This window comes from Malaciobacter sp. (assembly GCF_055140965.1).
This window is the reverse complement of the sequence record NZ_JBSRRO010000023.1, coordinates 22187-39092: the sequence shown is the minus strand read 5'-3', so window position 1 is coordinate 39092 and position 16906 is coordinate 22187. Positions and strand designations below refer to the sequence as shown.

Annotated in this window: 17 protein-coding genes; 8 read left to right on the top strand and 9 right to left on the bottom strand. The window is 28.2% G+C overall.

Annotated features, from left to right (window positions below):
• Nucleotides 1-34: 34 nt before the first annotated feature.
• From ACTCCZ_RS08160 to ACTCCZ_RS08140, 5 genes are read right to left on the bottom strand one after another with little or no spacing between them, the layout of a single operon-like run.
• Entirely contained in the window at nt 35-472 is a 438-nt protein-coding gene (locus ACTCCZ_RS08160; RefSeq protein WP_463187250.1) for a CBO0543 family protein, read from the bottom strand.
• Nucleotides 473-487: 15 nt separating this feature from the next.
• Complete coding sequence (locus ACTCCZ_RS08155) at nt 488-1531, bottom strand: phospholipase A (protein WP_079578597.1); 1044 nt, start codon at nt 1529-1531, stop codon at nt 488-490.
• Nucleotides 1518-2822 carry a TolC family protein gene (locus tag ACTCCZ_RS08150; RefSeq protein WP_079578595.1) on the bottom strand — a complete coding sequence of 435 codons (1305 nt, stop codon included), beginning with the start codon at nt 2820-2822 and terminating at the stop codon, nt 1518-1520. Before ACTCCZ_RS08150 ends, ACTCCZ_RS08155 begins: the two co-directional genes overlap by 14 nt.
• Nucleotides 2815-5955 (bottom strand): efflux RND transporter permease subunit, encoded by a 3141-nt coding sequence (locus ACTCCZ_RS08145; protein ID WP_079578593.1) that lies wholly within the window; start codon nt 5953-5955, stop codon nt 2815-2817. The genes ACTCCZ_RS08150 and ACTCCZ_RS08145 overlap by 8 nt, the downstream gene beginning before the upstream one ends.
• 8 nt (nt 5956-5963) lie before the next feature.
• Entirely contained in the window at nt 5964-7100 is a 1137-nt protein-coding gene (locus ACTCCZ_RS08140; RefSeq protein WP_079578591.1) for an efflux RND transporter periplasmic adaptor subunit, read from the bottom strand.
• A 77-nt stretch (nt 7101-7177) separates the two neighbouring features.
• Here ACTCCZ_RS08140 and ACTCCZ_RS08135 point away from each other — a divergent pair, with 77 nt between their 5' ends.
• The 7 genes from ACTCCZ_RS08135 to ACTCCZ_RS08105 all read left to right on the top strand — a co-directional run bounded on the left by ACTCCZ_RS08135 (nt 7178) and on the right by ACTCCZ_RS08105 (nt 13433).
• Nucleotides 7178-7777 carry a paraquat-inducible protein A gene (locus ACTCCZ_RS08135; protein ID WP_159445739.1) on the top strand — a complete coding sequence of 200 codons (600 nt, stop codon included), beginning with the start codon at nt 7178-7180 and terminating at the stop codon, nt 7775-7777.
• Nucleotides 7774-8373 carry a paraquat-inducible protein A gene (locus ACTCCZ_RS08130; protein WP_079578587.1) on the top strand — a complete coding sequence of 200 codons (600 nt, stop codon included), beginning with the start codon at nt 7774-7776 and terminating at the stop codon, nt 8371-8373. The genes ACTCCZ_RS08135 and ACTCCZ_RS08130 overlap by 4 nt, the downstream gene beginning before the upstream one ends.
• A 1-nt stretch (nt 8374) precedes the next feature.
• Nucleotides 8375-10720, top strand: coding sequence for an MlaD family protein (locus ACTCCZ_RS08125; protein ID WP_079578585.1), 2346 nt, complete (start codon nt 8375-8377; stop codon nt 10718-10720).
• Nucleotides 10721-10790: 70 nt separating this feature from the next.
• On the top strand, nt 10791-11432 hold the full coding sequence (rpe, locus tag ACTCCZ_RS08120) for a ribulose-phosphate 3-epimerase (RefSeq protein WP_079578583.1): 642 nt from the start codon (nt 10791-10793) through the stop codon (nt 11430-11432).
• A 63-nt stretch (nt 11433-11495) separates the two neighbouring features.
• Entirely contained in the window at nt 11496-12086 is a 591-nt protein-coding gene (locus ACTCCZ_RS08115; protein ID WP_079578581.1) for a phosphoribosylanthranilate isomerase, read from the top strand.
• Nucleotides 12076-12891, top strand: coding sequence for a 3'-5' exonuclease (locus ACTCCZ_RS08110; protein ID WP_079578579.1), 816 nt, complete (start codon nt 12076-12078; stop codon nt 12889-12891). Before ACTCCZ_RS08115 ends, ACTCCZ_RS08110 begins: the two co-directional genes overlap by 11 nt.
• A gap of 2 nt (nt 12892-12893) precedes the next feature.
• Nucleotides 12894-13433, top strand: coding sequence for an HD domain-containing protein (locus ACTCCZ_RS08105; RefSeq protein ID WP_079578577.1), 540 nt, complete (start codon nt 12894-12896; stop codon nt 13431-13433).
• Nucleotides 13434-13436: 3 nt separating this feature from the next.
• Here ACTCCZ_RS08105 and ACTCCZ_RS08100 read toward each other — a convergent pair whose 3' ends face one another.
• Nucleotides 13437-13922 carry a MarR family winged helix-turn-helix transcriptional regulator gene (locus tag ACTCCZ_RS08100; protein WP_079578575.1) on the bottom strand — a complete coding sequence of 162 codons (486 nt, stop codon included), beginning with the start codon at nt 13920-13922 and terminating at the stop codon, nt 13437-13439.
• A 101-nt stretch (nt 13923-14023) separates the two neighbouring features.
• Here ACTCCZ_RS08100 and ACTCCZ_RS08095 point away from each other — a divergent pair, with 101 nt between their 5' ends.
• Nucleotides 14024-14344 carry a DMT family transporter gene (locus tag ACTCCZ_RS08095; protein WP_079578573.1) on the top strand — a complete coding sequence of 107 codons (321 nt, stop codon included), beginning with the start codon at nt 14024-14026 and terminating at the stop codon, nt 14342-14344.
• Between the two features lie 22 nt (nt 14345-14366).
• Here the strand turns inward: ACTCCZ_RS08095 and ACTCCZ_RS08090 are convergent, their stop codons facing one another.
• The 3 genes from ACTCCZ_RS08090 to ACTCCZ_RS08080 are packed head-to-tail and all read right to left on the bottom strand — an operon-like array spanning nt 14367 to nt 16904.
• Nucleotides 14367-14930: a 2-oxoacid:acceptor oxidoreductase family protein gene (locus ACTCCZ_RS08090; protein ID WP_079578571.1), complete on the bottom strand. Its 564-nt coding sequence runs from the start codon at nt 14928-14930 to the stop codon at nt 14367-14369.
• An 8-nt stretch (nt 14931-14938) separates the two neighbouring features.
• On the bottom strand, nt 14939-15772 hold the full coding sequence (locus tag ACTCCZ_RS08085) for a 2-oxoglutarate ferredoxin oxidoreductase subunit beta (protein WP_079578569.1): 834 nt from the start codon (nt 15770-15772) through the stop codon (nt 14939-14941).
• Nucleotide 15773: 1 nt separating this feature from the next.
• The gene (locus ACTCCZ_RS08080; RefSeq protein WP_079578567.1) at nt 15774-16904 is read right to left on the bottom strand and encodes a 2-oxoglutarate synthase subunit alpha; all 1131 of its coding nucleotides are present in this window, start codon (nt 16902-16904) and stop codon (nt 15774-15776) included.
• Between the last annotated feature and the right edge of the window lie 2 nt (nt 16905-16906).

The following is a 16906-nucleotide window of genomic DNA, read 5'->3' as shown; positions in this document are numbered from 1 at the left end:
TATCTGTACTTAGTTAAAATTTAATCAATGGAGGTTATTCTATACTATCAAGTGGTAGTTTAAAGTAGGTTGAGATTATAACTATAGCTATAAAGACAAATCCCCAGGCTACTAAAGGTCTTTTGTGGTGAATCCTTAGAATAGAAAAGGTAATTATATTAAAGACAAGAGAGTAGCCTAGATGCCATCCATTATGATAAGAGATCGCTTGGCAAGGAATAGATATCAGCTCGATTAATGTGTAAAATAAGACCCATGTCAACATATAGATTATTTCTTTCTTTCCCTTAGGGAGATGGCTTAGATAGAGCAAGGTAGTACAGGGAAAGATAGTAAAGCTAACGGCTATAGAGATTAATGTATTATTAGGTAGAAGCCTTTCGATAATCGGTAACGGTTCAAATTTCCATAAAGGATAATTATAATAGAGCAGGTTATAAAGCAGGCTACAGATGATAAAAAAGAGGGTCACTTACCCTCTTAAAATCTATCTTGAAAAGGCGATTCCTATACCTATTTTATTTATATCTTCATCATAATCAATCAAACTATCTGCGTATCCACTAAATACTTGAAAGTATCCAAAGCTATTTGGTATATTTAAAAAGCTTGGTAGTGGGAAAGTCCAGTTGAACTCTACTGCGCCTTTATTATCTTCACTAAGTCTTAGGTTGTTTCTTAGTTTTAATTCAAATGTGTGTTTTTTGTATGGATAAAATAGGGTTAAATCTCCATATCCTAGATATTTTTGAATGTCTTTATTGTCATCATTTCTTTCTTGTTCTGGTATTCTATACCAAACTCTTGGAACTACAAAGAGATTGGAAAACTGAAAAAAACTTTCTAAATACAATCTATTCCATGATCTTGATTTTTCACCATCTTGCCCATTTGATTCATGAAGTAAAGATATTTTATATGCTTTTAAAGATGAGTTTTCTTCTTTATAGGGAAATGTTAAAAATACTTCTGGTTGATAGTTTGATTCTCTAAAGGGTGCAGATTCTTTTGATGTTTGCCAATAAGATTTTTGTGTATATGCAAAAGATAGTGTTTCATCTAAACCAAATATATTATAAGTTAATGGTTTTTCAAAACTTAATTGAAATTTTGTTTCATATTGATTTCTTCCATCTTTATTTTTTGTATCATAAGTTACAGGAAGTAGATAGTTTGTTTTATATGTATATAAACCAAAGTCTTTGACAATCAACTGTTCTATTGTATTTGATGTCTCTTTATCTTTTATTTTATCAATATTTTTTTTAAAAAAGTTACCTCTTAAAGCTTTGAATTTCTCTTCTTTTTGTAGAAGCTCTTCTTTAACTAATGTTTTTTCTAATGAAATTTTTTCAGTGTTTGAATTTTCATCTTTTAAGTTCTTTTTTGCAAGTTGTTTATAGATTTGCATAGCTTTTTTAAACTCACCATTTTTTTCATAAATAGAAGCTTTTTTATAAAGTTCTTGTATGTTATTGCCATAAAGTGTAGTTACAAAAAATGTTATTACAAAAAAACTATATTTTTTCATGTATAGTTCCAATTGTGTAGTTTAAGTTTGCCAAGTTTGTTAGGTATGCATAGTAGATATTTACAAGTGAACTTTTTGCTTGTGTGTATTCAAGTTTTGCATCATTTAACTCAATTAAGTCATTTAATCCTGCTTTATATCTCTCATCAGCCAAGCTTAGATTTTCTGTTGCAAGTTTTACATTTAAAAGTCCAATATTTAAACTATCAATGCTCTCTTTTACATTTAAATAAGCAGATGTTACTTCTTGTTTTATATCAAGGATTTGTTGTTGAAGTTGTTTTTTTGCGCTACTTAAATTTGAAAGGGCTATTTTATTATCTGCAACAGTTGAAAGACCTGTAAAGAAGTTCCATTTTAGATTTAATGCAACTGATGATTGTTCTATATCTTGTGTTGCTATTTTATCTGATTGGCTATTTGTATATGAAGCATCTACATCTATTCTTGGAAGATAATCAGCACTTGCTACATTTTTTTGTTCTTTTGCTGTTTGGATTTTTGCTTTGTATTTTTTTATTTCATCTCTTTTTTCTAATCCTAATGTTATTAGTTTTTCTAAAGAGTAGTTTTTATATTCTGTATTTCTAACAAGTGTTGTAATATCTTTGTTGTGAAATTTGATATTTATGCTACTTCCTAAATCTTTACCTAAAAGTGATACAAGTTTTGTTTCTGTTGTTTTTAAATTGTACTTTGCTTGTATAAGTTTTAATTTTGAGTTTGATAATTTAAGCTTTGCATTTGTTACATCAATTTTTGTTCTAACTCCTGCTTTAAAGTACTCATTTGCTTGATTTAATTGTAGCTCATCAAGTTTTACAGACTCTTTTGCAACTTCTATTTGTTGATACTTATTTAAAATATCATAATATGTAGAGGTAACTTGAAAAATAGTTTTTGAAATAGTTGCTTTTACATCACTTTTTGATTCATCATAACTATATTTTGATGAGTCAATATTGCTTGTAGTTTTTCCAAAATCATAGATTAATTGATTTGCATTAACTGCCACACTATTTACATCATCATCTATCTTATTTCCTTCTTGTTCTATATCTTTTCTTGCTGTTGAAGCATTTAGTGATAAGTTTGGTAAATAAGTTGAAGTAGCTTTGTTTATTTGCTCTTTTTTTATATTTGATTGTTCTTTTGATAATTCAATATTTGTATTGTTTTTTAAAGCAATTATTATTAAATCTTCAAGGTTTAAATCATTTGCAAAACTTGATGAAACAACTAGGCTAAAAGAAGCAATAATTGATAGTTTTTTTAATAATCTATTATTCATTGATTTTTCCTTTTTTCTCTCTTAATCTTTGAAGTACTACAAAAAGTACAGGTGTTAAAAGAAGTGTTAAAAATGTTGACATTACCATTCCTCCAAATACTGCTGTACCTAAAGATTGTCTTGAAACTGCACCTGCGCCACTTGCAAAAACTAAAGGTAATATACCAAGTAAAAATGAGAAAATAGTCATTAAAATAGCTCTTAGTCTTAAAAGTGAAGCATTTATAGCAGCTTCTACTATACTTTGTCCTTGTTCTCTTAAATCTTTTGCAAACTCTACAATTAAAATTGCATTTTTTGAACTCATACCAATTAAAAGTACAAGTCCTATTTGGGTATAAGTATTATTTAAAAGTCCTGCAAGCATATTTGCTCCTAAAGCTCCAAACATTACAGTTGGAATTGGAAGCATAATCATAAAAGGCATCATCCAAGATTCATATTGAGCTGATAGAAATAAAAATACCATCAAAATAGATAAAAGGAAAATATACATTGCTGCATTTCCTGCTTCTTTTTCTTGTAAACTCATACCTGCAAATTCATAGCCAACTTCACTACCTAAAGTCTCTTTTGCAATTTGTTCAATTGCAGTTATAGCATCACCTGAACTATATCCACCTTTTACATTATGAACACCATTTATTGCAATACTTTGATATGAGTTAAAGTGTGTAATAGTACTTACTCCACTTGTTCTTTTTATATCAACTATTGCACTTAATGGAACAATATCTCCTTTTGTATTTTTTACAAAAAAGTTATTGATAGAGTTTTTCTCAGTTCTATAGTCTTGGTCTGCTTGTAAAAACACTCTATATGTTTTTCCATATTTATTAAAATCATTTACATAAAGTGAACCAAGGTATGTTTGAAGTACTGAAAATACATCATTTAGTTTTAAGTCTAAGGTTGCGACTTTATCTCTATTTATATCAATATAATATTGTGGATAGTTACTATTAAAACTAGTATATGCCATCATAATAGCTTCGTGTTCATTTAGTTTTTGAATAAAATCTTTTGCTTTTTTCTCAAAATCTTTTATATTTATTGCTTGAAGATTTTGAAGTTTTATTTCAAAACCTCCAATAGCAGAAATCCCTGGAATTGATGGCATATTAAATACTCTAACACTTGCAGTTTTAATTTGCTCATTTGCTTTTTGATTTATGGTATTTGTAATTGCATCAATTGAGGTGTTTTTTGTAGTTCTTTGCTCCCAGTCTTCTAAAACTAAAAATATTGTAGCACTAGAAGAGTCTAAAGCTCCACTAATTAAATCAAATCCAGCAACTGAAATAACATCTCTTACGCCTTTTGTCTCTTTTATAAGTTGCACAATTTTTTCTGTGGCATCTTCTGTTTTATTTAGGGTTGTTCCAGCTTGTAAAGATACAGAAGCTACAAGTGTACCTTGGTCTTCATTTGGAATAAAGCCAGTTGGAAGAGTTTTAAATGCAAAATAAGTTGCTCCTAAAAGTAAAGCATACACAAGTGCTGATATATACCAAAATTTGATAAGTTTTTCTAAAGTTTTTTTATAGACTTTTTTAAAACTCTCTAAAGCATTGTCAAATTTTTCAAAAATGATAGCTTTTTTATCTTCTTGTTTATTTTTTTGTTTTCTTTTTAAAAGTGTTGCACAAAGTGCTGGTGAAAGTGTAAGTGCATTTATTGAAGAGATAATAACTGCAAAAGCAATTGTTGTTGCAAACTGTTGATATAAAGCGCCAGAAATCCCAGGAATAAATGTAACTGGTACAAATACAGCTAATAGAACCAAGGTTGTTGAAATAACAGGTGCAAAAACCTCTTTCATTGCTATTTTTGTTGCTTCTTTTACACTTAAATCAGGATTCTTTTCCAAGTTACTCTCTACATTTTCAACAACAATAATAGCATCATCAACAACAATTCCAATAGCAAGTATAAGACCAAATAAAGTTAAAGTATTGATTGAAAAGTCCATTGCTAAAAGTAGGGCAAATGTACCTATTAAAGATACAGGAATAGCAATTGCTGGAATAATTGTTGTTCTAAATGATTGTAAGAAAAAGTAAACTACAAATAGTACTAAAAGTAAAGCTTCAAATAGTGTTACAATAACTTCTTTAATAGAAATTTCCACAAATTTTGTTGTATCATATGTTGGATTTACTTCAACTCCATCTGGAAATCTTTGTTTTAACTCATCTATTTTTTTAGCAACTTCTTGGGCTACTTCAAGTGCATTTGCACCTGGAAGTTGATAAATACCTAAAAGTGCAATTGATTGATTGTTTAGTTTTGCTGACCAACTATAGTTTTCAGCTCCTAATTCAACCCTTGCTATATCTTTGATTCTTACTTTGCTTCCATCGCTATTTTGTTTTATAATAATATCTTCAAACTCTTTTGCTGATTCTAGTTTTGTTTTAGATGTAAGAGTATATTGAAATTTATTTGTTGCAGAGTTTGGACTTGAACCAATAGAACCAAGAGCTGCTTGAGTATTTTGCTCTTTAATTGCTGCTATTATTTCATTGATACTAAGATTTAAGTTTGAGAGTTTATCTGGATTTATCCAAATTCTCATAGAGTATTTTCTCTCACCTAAGTTTTGTACATCTCCCACTCCATCAATTCTTTTTAACTCTTCTGCAATATTTATACTTGCAAAGTTTGATAAAAATAGAGCATCATGTTGTGGATTTGTTGATTCAACTGTTAATATTTGTACCATTGAAGTAGATTTTTTCTTTGTTGTTACTCCAATTTGTTTTACACTATCAGGTAAAATAGGTGTTGCAAGAGATACTCTATTTTGAACATCAATAGCTGCAACATCTAAATCATATCCTGACTCAAAATATAAATTTATAGTAGATTTTCCATCTGATGAGGAAGTTGAATCCATATAAATCATACCCTCAATACCATTTAACTGCTCTTCAATAGGTGTAGTAACAGATGTTTCAACAACTTGTGCACTTCCTCCTGTATATGTAGCACTTACTTGAATAGTAGGAGGTGTGATTTGTGGAAATTGAGCAATAGGAAGTAAATAAAGCGCAATAACTCCAACTATTACTATAAAAATAGAAATAACTTTTGCAAAAATAGGACGGTTTATAAAAAATATTGAAAACATAAAAAATCCTATAGTTTTATTGGGTTTGCAACTTCTGTAGTTTCAGCCGTTACACCATTTCTAAGTTTAGTAATATCACTTACAATTACCTTATCACCTTCTTTTAAACCTTTTGAGATGATTATTAAATCTTTATTACTATAATTTAGTTCAAGTTGTCTTGTCTCTATTTTATTGTTTTCATTTACAACTAGTACATATGAACCTAATTGGTTTTGACCAATATTATTTGGGCTTACTGCAATTACTGGGATTTTATCAGTAATAAATAGATTTATCTCAACAAAAGTTCCAGGAAGTAAAAGGTTTTCATCATTATTTATAATAGCTCTCATTGCAACTGTTCCTGTTGTTTCACTTGTCACATTATCGATAAAATCAACATGTCCTGTTGTTTTTACTGTGTTGTACTCATTTTGTGATTGAATAACTTCAACTTTTGGTTGATTTTCTGATTTATACTTTTTTATAAGAGATACTTCATCTGTGCTTGGATTAAAGTTTACATATAAAGGGTTTGATTGAACTATTTTAGCTAATTCTGTAGAAGAGGCATTTATCATATTTCCAATATCAACTAAAGGTTTTCCTATAACTCCATCAATTGTAGCTTTTATTAGTGTATATTCCACATCAAGTTTTGCTTGTTTAAGTGCTGCAAAATCTGCATCAACTACTGCTTTTAGCTGTTTTTGTTCTGCTACTAATTGATCTAGCTTCTCTTTTGGTGCAAGACCTTTTTTTACTAAGGGAGTATATCTTTTTACATTTGCTATTGCTAGGTTTAAACTTGCTTTGTCTTTTTCTAAAGTAGCTTGTTTTTGTTCTACAATATTTTTGTATTTTGTGTCATCTATTTTAAATAACAGTTGATCTTTTTTGACAAATTCACCTGCTTCAAAATATCTATTTTCAAGTTCACCTGTGACTCTTGATGTAATAGCTACATTTTTGTAAGCTTGTGTTTTCCCTGAAAAATTAACCCAAATAGGATAAGTTTGTTTTTTTAATGTATGAACATCAACTTTTACTGTTTTTACTTTTTCTTCAGTATTTTGATTTTGTTTTTTATCTTGGCATGCTGTTATAAATATAGCTAAGATAAAAGTAAAAATAACCACAGTGATTCTTTTTGATAAATACATAAATAAACCTTTTTTTTATTCTTAATTATTATTTGTATATTATAATAGTATAGTTTTGTTGAAAAAGGAAATAAATATTGCAAAATAAGTTAAAAAATATAGTAGTTTGTAAAGATTGTGCTTTGGTTTTAAATAAACCACAAGTTGATTATAAACATCAGTTTCATTGCCCAAGATGTAACGCACTCATTTATAAGTTTGGTCAAGATTATCAAACTGTACTATTACTTGCAATTACTTCTGTTATACTATTTTTCCCTGCCATACTTTTACCAATACTTACACTAGAAGTTTTAGATTTAAAACAAACAACAACATTAGTTGAAACTTTGTTGATTTTTTTTAAAAGTGGATATGTGGCTATTTCTATTTTTATTACATTTATTGGTATTATAGTGCCTTTTTTTATGCTTTTGCTTATTTTATCTATCTTAACTCCTTTGAAATTTGGAAAAAATTCAAAGTATGTATCAAAATTTTTGAAGTTTTATGAACACTTATTAGAGTGGCAAATGGCTGAAGTTTATATGATAAGTATTGTTGTAGCTATTATCAAACTTCAAAAAATGGCAACTTTACATATTGGCTTGGGATTTTATTTTTTCTTTGGCTTTTTAATTATGATGTTTTTAACAATGTCTTTATTTAATCCACAAGATATTTGGAATGAAGAATGAAATATAAAAATGATAAAGATTTAGGTTTAGTTCTTTGTATACATTGTATGAAGGTTTTAGAAAATAAACAAAAAGTATGTCCTAAATGCAATAGTAAATTAAAACAAAGAGATGAGTACTCATATTTAAAAACATTTAGCTTTACCCTTGTTGCTATCATATTTCTTTTTCCTGCAAATTTATTGCCAATGATGGAAGTTACAACCTTGGGTGTAGTGGAAAAAAGTACTATTTTTGATGGGATTTTATATTTTTTTCAAACAAAATCATATTTTATTGCAATAGTTATTTTTGTAGCTAGTATTGCAGTTCCTATATTTAAACTTGCTGTACTTTTATATCTTTTGTATATTACAAAATACAATAAAATATCACTTGCAAGAAATGCTACAAAATATTATCGAATTATAAAATTTATAGGAAAATGGTCAATGCTTGATATTTTTGTAGTAGCGTTAATGATTGTAATGGTACAGTTTGGAAATCTTACTAATATAAGTGCAGGTTTAGCAGCAATTGCTTTTACTGTTGTTGTAATCTCAACTATGATAGCAACACAAAGTTTTGATACTAGATTATTATGGGATAAGGATTGATATGATTGAAGAAGTAGAACACAATAGTGTTAAAAAAAGTAGTAAGTTTGTATTTATTATTTGGCTTTTGCCTTTTATTGCCTTGCTTATTTCATCTTGGATGTTATATAAACATTTTGATGACCAAGGGGAAAAGATTAGTGTTTATTTTAACAATGCAGAGGGTTTTGTAGCTGGAAAAACACCTTTGAAATATAAAGGCATAAAAATAGGTATTATCTCAAGTATTGAAGTTGATGAAAAAAATATAAATAGATTTTTGGTAAAAATAGAAGTACATAAAAAAGCCTTACCTTTAGTTGCTACAAAAGGGGCTAAGTTTTGGAAAGTTGAACCAAAAGCTACAATTACAGAAATCTCAGGACTTAATACAATTCTTAGTGGAATATATATAGAAGCAATGCCAATGGTTCAAAATATAGAAGAGATAAAAAAATTGAAACCTCAGTATGTTTTTGAAGCTGTTAGTGAAAAACCAATAAACTATTTTGATAATGGAGTATTTTTGACATTGAAGTCTGAAAAAGGAACTTTAGAAGTTGGTGCTTCAGTCTTATACAAAAGTTTTATTGTAGGTAAAATAGTAAAGAAAAATCTTATTAAAAATGATATATTTTATACAATATTTATAGAAAATGATTATAAGGATTTAGTAAAAGAAGATAGTAATTTTTGGAATATAAGTGGTGTTGAATTAAAAGCTTCATTAAGTGGTATAAAATTTAAAATAGATACATTAGCCTCACTAGTTGCAGGAGGAATAGCCTTTGACTCAGATAGTTTAAGTCCTACTTTAAAAGATAAAACAAAAGTGTTTAATTTGTATGATAATAAAGAAGAAATAGAATACTTAAAAGATTATGTGATTTTAGAGACTAAAAAAGAGCATGGTTTACAAAAAGAGTTTAGCAAAGTCTATTATAATGGCATAGAAGTGGCTTATGTAGATGATATGAGCTATATGCTAAATGATAATAAAGGCTATTTATTTATAAAATTCAAAAAACAGTTTGCCTCTTTATTGGAACATAATCCATATTTTGAGTTAATCTCACCAGAAATTTCCCTTGAAAAGCTAGATAATATCTCTTCTTTGATAAAAGGAAATCATATAAAAGTTTTTAAAACTTCAAGTAAAAAACAAAATAAAAAAGAGATTTATAACTTACATTCATTGCCAATGGCAAAAGAGGTTTATACTATTGTTTTAAAAAGCGATGAAGGAATAAAAGTATCAAAAAATGCACCTGTTTATTTTAAAGATATAAAAGTTGGAAGAGTTAAAAGTAAAAAACTTCATAAAAATTCAGATGAATTAAGACTTGAAATAGAGATTTTTAAAAAGTATCAATATTTAGTAAATGAAACTACAAATTTTTATATGCAATCACCAGTTGAGTTTAAGGCTTCACTAGAAGATGTTAGTTTTAAAACAGCTCCTTTAAGTGGTTTTATCAACTCATCTATTGCTTTTGAAACTAGTGATATAAAAGCTAAAAAACTTTCAAATAGATTCTATTTATTTGAAAGTTATGACAAGATGTTAAAAGATAAATATCTTCAACAAAAAGGTGAAAGATTTACAATAAATATAGATGATGCTTCAAAAATATCTCAAAAAAGTAGTGTTTATTATAAGGGTGTAGAAGCTGGAAAAATAATTGATAAAAAATATAATGAAAAAAGTAATAGTGTAGATGTTGAGGTTTTTATATTTGATAAATTTGAAAAATATATAAATGAATCTACTAAGTTTTATTCAATTGGAGGAATTGATGTTGATTTTTCATTGGAAAAAATAGATATAAAAACAAGCTCTTTAAATACTTTGATAAAAGGTGGAGTATCTTTTGTGACTTTAAATGAAAAAGCAAAAAGTGTAAATAGGTATTTTAATTTTAGTTTTTATGATAGTTTAAAAGATATTTATAAAGAACAAAACTTTAATAATGATGGTTTAAGAGTTGTTGTAAAAGCAAAAAGAAAAAGTTCTTTAAAGGTTAATTCACCTGTTTATTATAGACAAGTTCAAATAGGTCTTGTTGAAAAGTTTGAACTTTCAAATGATGGAACACATGTGAAACTTCAACTTTATATAAACAAAAAGTTTAAACATCTAGTTAGAGAAAACTCTATTTTTTATAATGCAACAGCTTTTGGTATGGATATTAGTCTGTTTGGAGTAAAAGTTACAACTGAAACTTTAGAAACTTTAATCTTTGGTGGAATCTCTCTTGTAACACCTACAAAATATGAGAAAAAAGCACAAAATTTACAAGAGTTTATTTTGTATGATGATGTGAAAAATGAGTGGTTAGAGTGGAATCCTAAGTTTGAAAAGCTATAAAAGATTAAAATAGCTTTTCAAGAAAAACAATGGTATAATCTCCCAAAAAATTTTATTAAAGGTATTATTTATGCTTGTTGCACCCTCTATATTATCAGCAGATTTTGGGAAATTAGATGAAGAGATAAAAGCTATTTGTGATGGTGGATGTGATTTAATTCATGTTGATGTAATGGATGGACATTTTGTTCCAAATATGACAATAGGTCCTGTTGTAGTTAATCCTGTGGCAAAAGTTGCTACTAAGCCACTTGATGTTCATCTTATGGTTGAAAATAACACATTTTTTGTAGATTTATTTGCACCATTAAAACCAGAATATATATCTTTTCATATAGAAAGTGAAAAGCATCCCCATAGACTTATTCAAAAAATCAGAAGTTATGGTATAAAACCTGCAATTGTTTTAAATCCCCATTCTACTCCTGAAAGTATAGAGTATTTGCTTGAAGATTTAGATATGGTTTTACTAATGTCTGTAAATCCAGGTTTTGGTGGACAAAAGTTTATTTCAAGTGTTATAGAAAAAACAAAAAAGTTAAAACAACTTATCAATAAAAGAAATCCAAACTGTCTTATTCAAGTTGATGGAGGAGTAAATGATAAAAATATCCATGAACTTAAAAATGCTGGTGTAGATGTAGTTGTTGCTGGAAGTTATGTGTTTGGAAATGATGATTATTCAAAAGCTATAAAAAGTTTACAAATTTAGTAAGATAGTTTAAATTAAATAAAAAATGATATAATCCAAAAAAATCAATGAGAGTTTAGAAACATGAGAGTAAAAATTTGTGGTATAACAAACTTAGAAGATGCCCTAGAAGCAATCAAAGCAGGTGCAAATGCACTTGGGTTTGTTTTTTATGAGAAAAGCCCTAGATATATCTCTGCACTAGAAGCAAAAAAAATAGTTGATAAACTTCCTCCTTTTGTACAAACGGTAGGTCTTTTTGTAAATGAATCCTCAAAACATATAAATGATATATGTTTTCTTTCTGGAATGCAAGTAGCTCAAATAATTGATGATGAAGATAAAACTGAGTTTGATAACTTAAATGTTAAATATATTGAAGTAATAAGAGCAAAATCAAAAGAAGATTTAGAAAATTTAGAAGAATCTTATTATTTAATTGATGCTTTTGTTGAAGAGTTTGGAGGGGCTGGTAAAAGGGTCGCTTTAGAGTGGTTTGATAAAATAGATTGTTCAAAAATTATTTTAGCAGGTGGATTAAAAGCTTCAAATTTAAAAGAGTTAAAAAACTATAATTTTTTTGCTGTTGATGTTAGTAGTGGAGTTGAATCATCAAAAGGTAAAAAAGATAAAGAAAAAATGAAAGAGTTTATACAAAAAGCACATGAGATCTAAAAATAGAAAAAATAGAAATAGAAAAAGTACTCACGTTTCAAATATCGATAAATTAATAGCAAAATTAAATAAAAAAGATATGCCATTAGATGAGTTTTTAGCTACATTAGATAGTTTTAAAGATACTTTTTATGAAAATGCAGAACTAGAAATGGAACTACTATTATCAAATGGTTTGCCAATAGAACTTGAGGGTGAAAATATCTTTTTAAAGACAAATAAAACACCTTTTAAAGAGCAGACTTTTTGTATAGTTGATATAGAAACAAATGGTTCTGATGTAAGTAAAGGGCAAATAATTGAGCTTGGTGCTGTTAAGTATAAAAATGGAAAAATAATTGATAGTTTTGATTCTTTGGTTTTTGCAAAAAGTATACCAAGATATATTCAAGAAGTTACAAATATCACACCTAAAATGTTGGAAAATGCACCTGTTGTTGAAAAAGTATTAAAAGAGTTTAAACTTTTTTTAGAAGATGATGTTTTTGTTGCTCATGATATAAAATTTGATTATAATTTTATATCAGATTCTTTAAAAAAATATCATTTAGGGCAATTGGAAAATAGAAAACTTTGTACTATTGCACTTGCAAGAAGAACAATTGATGCGCAAAGGTATGGTTTAGATTTTTTAAAGGAACTTTTACATATAAAAATTGATAATTTACATAGAGCTTATAGTGATGCTTTAAGTACAACATATATATTACAAGAGTCTTTAAAAAATTTACCAATTGATATTTTGACAACAGAAGAGTTAATAAACTTTTCAAAATCTGATAACATTATAAATAAAGGAAGATAATTATGTTTTCTCAAGAAGAGTATTTAAAAGCTTTAAGATTTGCAGCAAAAGCACATAAAGATCAAAAAACACCTTATGGTTTGCCATATTTAACACACGTTGCAAGTGTAGCAATGGAAGTAATTCATGCAAGTATAGAGTCAAAACTTGATGATGATAAAGCAAATAAAGCAATATCATGTGCGCTTTTACATGATGTACTTGAAGATACATCTTTGAGTTTCGATGACATCTTTGATGAGTTTGGTTTAGATATAGCTGAGGGTGTAGAGGCTTTAAGTAAAAACTCTGATTTGCCTAAAAAAGAGCAAATGCAAGATAGTTTAAATAGAATTTTAGAACAGCCATATGAAGTACAATTAGTAAAGCTTGCAGATAGAATAACAAACTTACAAAAGCCACCAGAGCATTGGGATAATGAAAAGAAAAAAGCTTATTTAAAAGAGGCTAAGTTTATTCTTTCATGTTTAAAAAATTCAAACCTTTATTTATCAGCAAGATTAGAAAAGAAAATAGAAGATTATAATCAATATATTGATTAAGATTTAAGATAGAGCTTTTAAAAGTAGTTTATTTAAAAGCTTTTGTTCTTCTTTGTCTAATTTAGCAAAATATTTATCTTCAAGTTCTACTATTTGTTTTAAAGATTTTTTTGTTATATCTTTACCTAGATTTGTTAGTTGTACAAGTTTACTTCTTTTATCTAATATATTATCAACTCTTGTAATATACTTTTTTTGTTCAAGTTTTTTTAGTACTTTTGTCATTCCACCTGAAGAAAAAAACATCACATCATATAAATCTGTAGGGCTCATAGTAAAGTTATTTTCAGCTTTATAATAAAGTGTTGATAGTATATCAAGCTCACTTTGATTTAATAAAAAGTTTTTCTTTAAAAACTCATCTCCATGTTCAAATATTTTTCTATGTAAGATAAAAAATGGAATAGTAATATTCATACTATCTTTATAAACTTCTGGCGTTAATTTTTTTACATTTTCAAGATTGGTTTCAAAGGATTTTAAATTCATAAAGAGATTATAACATAAATAAATTTATCTTTCCTAGAAAGGTAAAATTAAGTAAAAATATAATATCTTTCCAAGAAAGATAAATATTTAAAGGAGAATCTATGTCAGCATGGATTTATTTAATTTTAGCAGGTGTTTTAGAAGTAGGTTTTGCCTCAATGCTAAAACTAACAGAGAATTTTACAAAACTTATACCAACTTTGATTTTTATACTATTTGCAGTAGGAAGTTTCATTAGTTTAACAAAAGCAGTACAGCACATACCAATAGGAACAGCTTATGCAATTTGGACAGGAATTGGTGCTTTTGGTACTATTATAATAGGAATTTTATTTTATAAAGAACCAGCTAGTATGATGAGATTGTTTTTTTTATTTACACTTATTTCTTCAATTATAGGTTTAAAACTAGTATCAAATTAATTTAGAAGCACTTGCTTCTAAATTAATTATTTTTCATTGCTTCTTCTGCGTATTTTAAGCCTAAATCAAAAGCTTTATTGTTTATATCATGTACTTTTGCTGGAACTTTAGAAAGCATTGTTTTTCTTAAAATTTCATTATCAACTGTATTGTTTGTCATGTAGTTTGCAATTGATAAAGCTATTACTGATTGAGTAATTACATTGCCTACTTCTTCTTTTGCAATTGTAATAATTGGAATTTCATATATTTTGAATATTTTTCTATCTTCTTGTGTTGGTTTTACAAGATTTGGTTCAATTACTATAATTCCACCAGGTTTTACTCCATCTTTAAATTGGTCATAAGAGATTTGTGCAACTGAAAGCATAAAATCAATCTCACCATCATTTGCATATGGAAATAAAATAGGTTCATCTTCTAAGGTAATATCAACAACTGTTGGTCCACCTCTTACTTGAGATGTATATGTAGCTGTTTTTAGTCCATAGCCACCAGCTTCTATTTTAGCAGCAGCAAAAATTTCTCCTGCTAATAAAACACCTTGCCCACCAACTCCTGTAAATCTCATTAATGTTCTAGCCATTTTATCTCCTAAAGCTCAACTTTTGTATTGTTTTGATGTGCTAGTTTTACTTTTTCATAAGAGTCACAATACTCTAAAGCTTCTGTATCTTGTTTTAACACACCTGTTGGAAATTTTCCTACTTTATCTTCATCTTCTAATTTATCAAACTTTGTTTTTGCAAGAGAAATAGAATCAATCCACTCTAAGTTTTGCATTGCAGTACCCATTTTATTTTTTCTTCCTAAGTTTATATGACAATTAGAGAATATATCAAAAAATGAGTAACCTTTATGTTGTAAACCTTTTACAAAAACTCTTTCAAGTTTTTTAGGATCTAGCATTGTTTCTCTTGCTACAAAAGTAGCTCCTGCACCAATTGCTAAGTTACATGCATCAAAAGTAGGGTCTATATTACCCCTTTTGGCTGTAACTGTCCACATACCTTGTGGAGTTGTTGGGCTTGTTTGTGAATTTGTAAGTCCATAAATAAAATTATTTACAACTATGTGATTTAAATCTATATTTCTTCTACACCCATGAATAGTATGATTTCCACCAATTGCTAATCCATCTCCATCACCTGTAACACAAATTACATGTTTATCAGGATTTGCAAGTTTTATTCCTGTTGCATAAGCAATAGTTCTTCCATGAGTTGTATGAACTGTATTACAGTTTATATATGATGAAAATCTACCAGAACATCCAATTCCTGATACAACACATACATCATTCATATCCCAACCAACTTTTTCAATGGCTCTAATTAGTGCTTTTAAAATAACACCATCACCACAACCCCAGCACCAAAGTGTTGGCATTTTATCAACTCTTAGGTATTTGTCATAATTAAAAGCCATATTACATTCCTTTGATTTTTTCGATTATTTCAATTGGAGCTATTGGTCTTCCATTTGCTTTAAATAAAGTTGCAAAATCTTTTCTTTGACTTGCTCTTTGTATTTCTTGAAAATATTGACCTTTATTTAGCTCTGTTACTAAAACTTTGTCTATTTTTTGACAATACTCATATATCTTTTCTTCAGGACTTGGCCAAAGGGTAATTGGTCTAAATAGTCCGATTTTTATTCCTTCTTTTCTAAGTCTTTTTATGGCTTCTTTTGCAGAAAGTGCCACTGAACCATATGCTATAATCATAATTTGAGCATCATCAAGCATATACTCTTCATATTGGTTAACTTCATCTAAATGTAAATTAACTTTATCAAAAAGTCTATCTATTAGCTTTTGACATGTGTCACCATCTTCTGTTGGATGACCCGTTGGTCCATGATGCAATCCTGTAAAATGATATTTATATCCTTTAAACATAGGATTTAAAATAGCAGGTTCATCATGTGGCACATCATAAGGTTTATAATCCTTTGGATCACCCTCATAAACTCTTCTTGGTTTAATTGATGCTTGTATTTCTTCTAAATCTGGAATTACAGCTTTTCCACTCATGTGCCCAATAGTTTCATCAAGTAGTAAAAATACAGGTTGCATAAATCTATCTGCTAAATCAAAAGCTTTAATTGTTTGTGTATAGCACTCTTCAAGTGTAGAAGCACAAAGTGTAATAGAGTTATAATCTCCATGAGTTGGTGCTTTTGCTTGAAGAATATCACCTTGTTGAACTCTTGTTGGAAGACCAGTTGATGGGCCTCCTCTCATAACATTTATAATTACAAGTGGAACTTCAGCAATATAACCTAATCCAATATTTTCAGCTTTTAGTGAAATTCCTGGACCACTTGTTGCTGTAAGGGCTCTTTTCCCACTCATTGCTGCACCAAGTGCTGCACATACTCCTGCTATTTCATCTTCCATTTGAATAGCAGCTCCACCACTTGCAGGTAATAAATCTGAAATTGTATGCATTACTTCACTTGATGGAGTAATTGGATAACCTGCAAAAAATTCACATTTTGCATCAACTGCTGCCATTGCAGCTAAATTATTTCCTGTTGATATTATTTCTCTTGCCATTT

Bases quoted from the DNA above. Each gene is read 5' to 3' on its own strand.
- ACTCCZ_RS08105 (WP_079578577.1), top strand. From the start codon at position 12,894: ATGTTTTCTCAAGAAGAGTATTTAAAAGCTTTAAGATTTGCAGCAAAA.
- ACTCCZ_RS08085 (WP_079578569.1), bottom strand. From the start codon at position 15,772: ATGGCTTTTAATTATGACAAATACCTAAGAGTTGATAAAATGCCAACA.
- ACTCCZ_RS08140 (WP_079578591.1), bottom strand. From the start codon at position 7,100: ATGTATTTATCAAAAAGAATCACTGTGGTTATTTTTACTTTTATCTTA.
- ACTCCZ_RS08155 (WP_079578597.1), bottom strand. From the start codon at position 1,531: ATGAAAAAATATAGTTTTTTTGTAATAACATTTTTTGTAACTACACTT.
- ACTCCZ_RS08095 (WP_079578573.1), top strand. From the start codon at position 14,024: ATGTCAGCATGGATTTATTTAATTTTAGCAGGTGTTTTAGAAGTAGGT.
- ACTCCZ_RS08150 (WP_079578595.1), bottom strand. From the start codon at position 2,822: ATGAATAATAGATTATTAAAAAAACTATCAATTATTGCTTCTTTTAGC.
- ACTCCZ_RS08080 (WP_079578567.1), bottom strand. From the start codon at position 16,904: ATGGCAAGAGAAATAATATCAACAGGAAATAATTTAGCTGCAATGGCA.
- rpe (WP_079578583.1), top strand. From the start codon at position 10,791: ATGCTTGTTGCACCCTCTATATTATCAGCAGATTTTGGGAAATTAGAT.
- ACTCCZ_RS08115 (WP_079578581.1), top strand. From the start codon at position 11,496: ATGAGAGTAAAAATTTGTGGTATAACAAACTTAGAAGATGCCCTAGAA.
- ACTCCZ_RS08125 (WP_079578585.1), top strand. From the start codon at position 8,375: ATGATTGAAGAAGTAGAACACAATAGTGTTAAAAAAAGTAGTAAGTTT.
- ACTCCZ_RS08090 (WP_079578571.1), bottom strand. From the start codon at position 14,930: ATGGCTAGAACATTAATGAGATTTACAGGAGTTGGTGGGCAAGGTGTT.
- ACTCCZ_RS08145 (WP_079578593.1), bottom strand. From the start codon at position 5,955: ATGTTTTCAATATTTTTTATAAACCGTCCTATTTTTGCAAAAGTTATT.
- ACTCCZ_RS08110 (WP_079578579.1), top strand. From the start codon at position 12,076: ATGAGATCTAAAAATAGAAAAAATAGAAATAGAAAAAGTACTCACGTT.
- ACTCCZ_RS08130 (WP_079578587.1), top strand. From the start codon at position 7,774: ATGAAATATAAAAATGATAAAGATTTAGGTTTAGTTCTTTGTATACAT.
- ACTCCZ_RS08100 (WP_079578575.1), bottom strand. From the start codon at position 13,922: ATGAATTTAAAATCCTTTGAAACCAATCTTGAAAATGTAAAAAAATTA.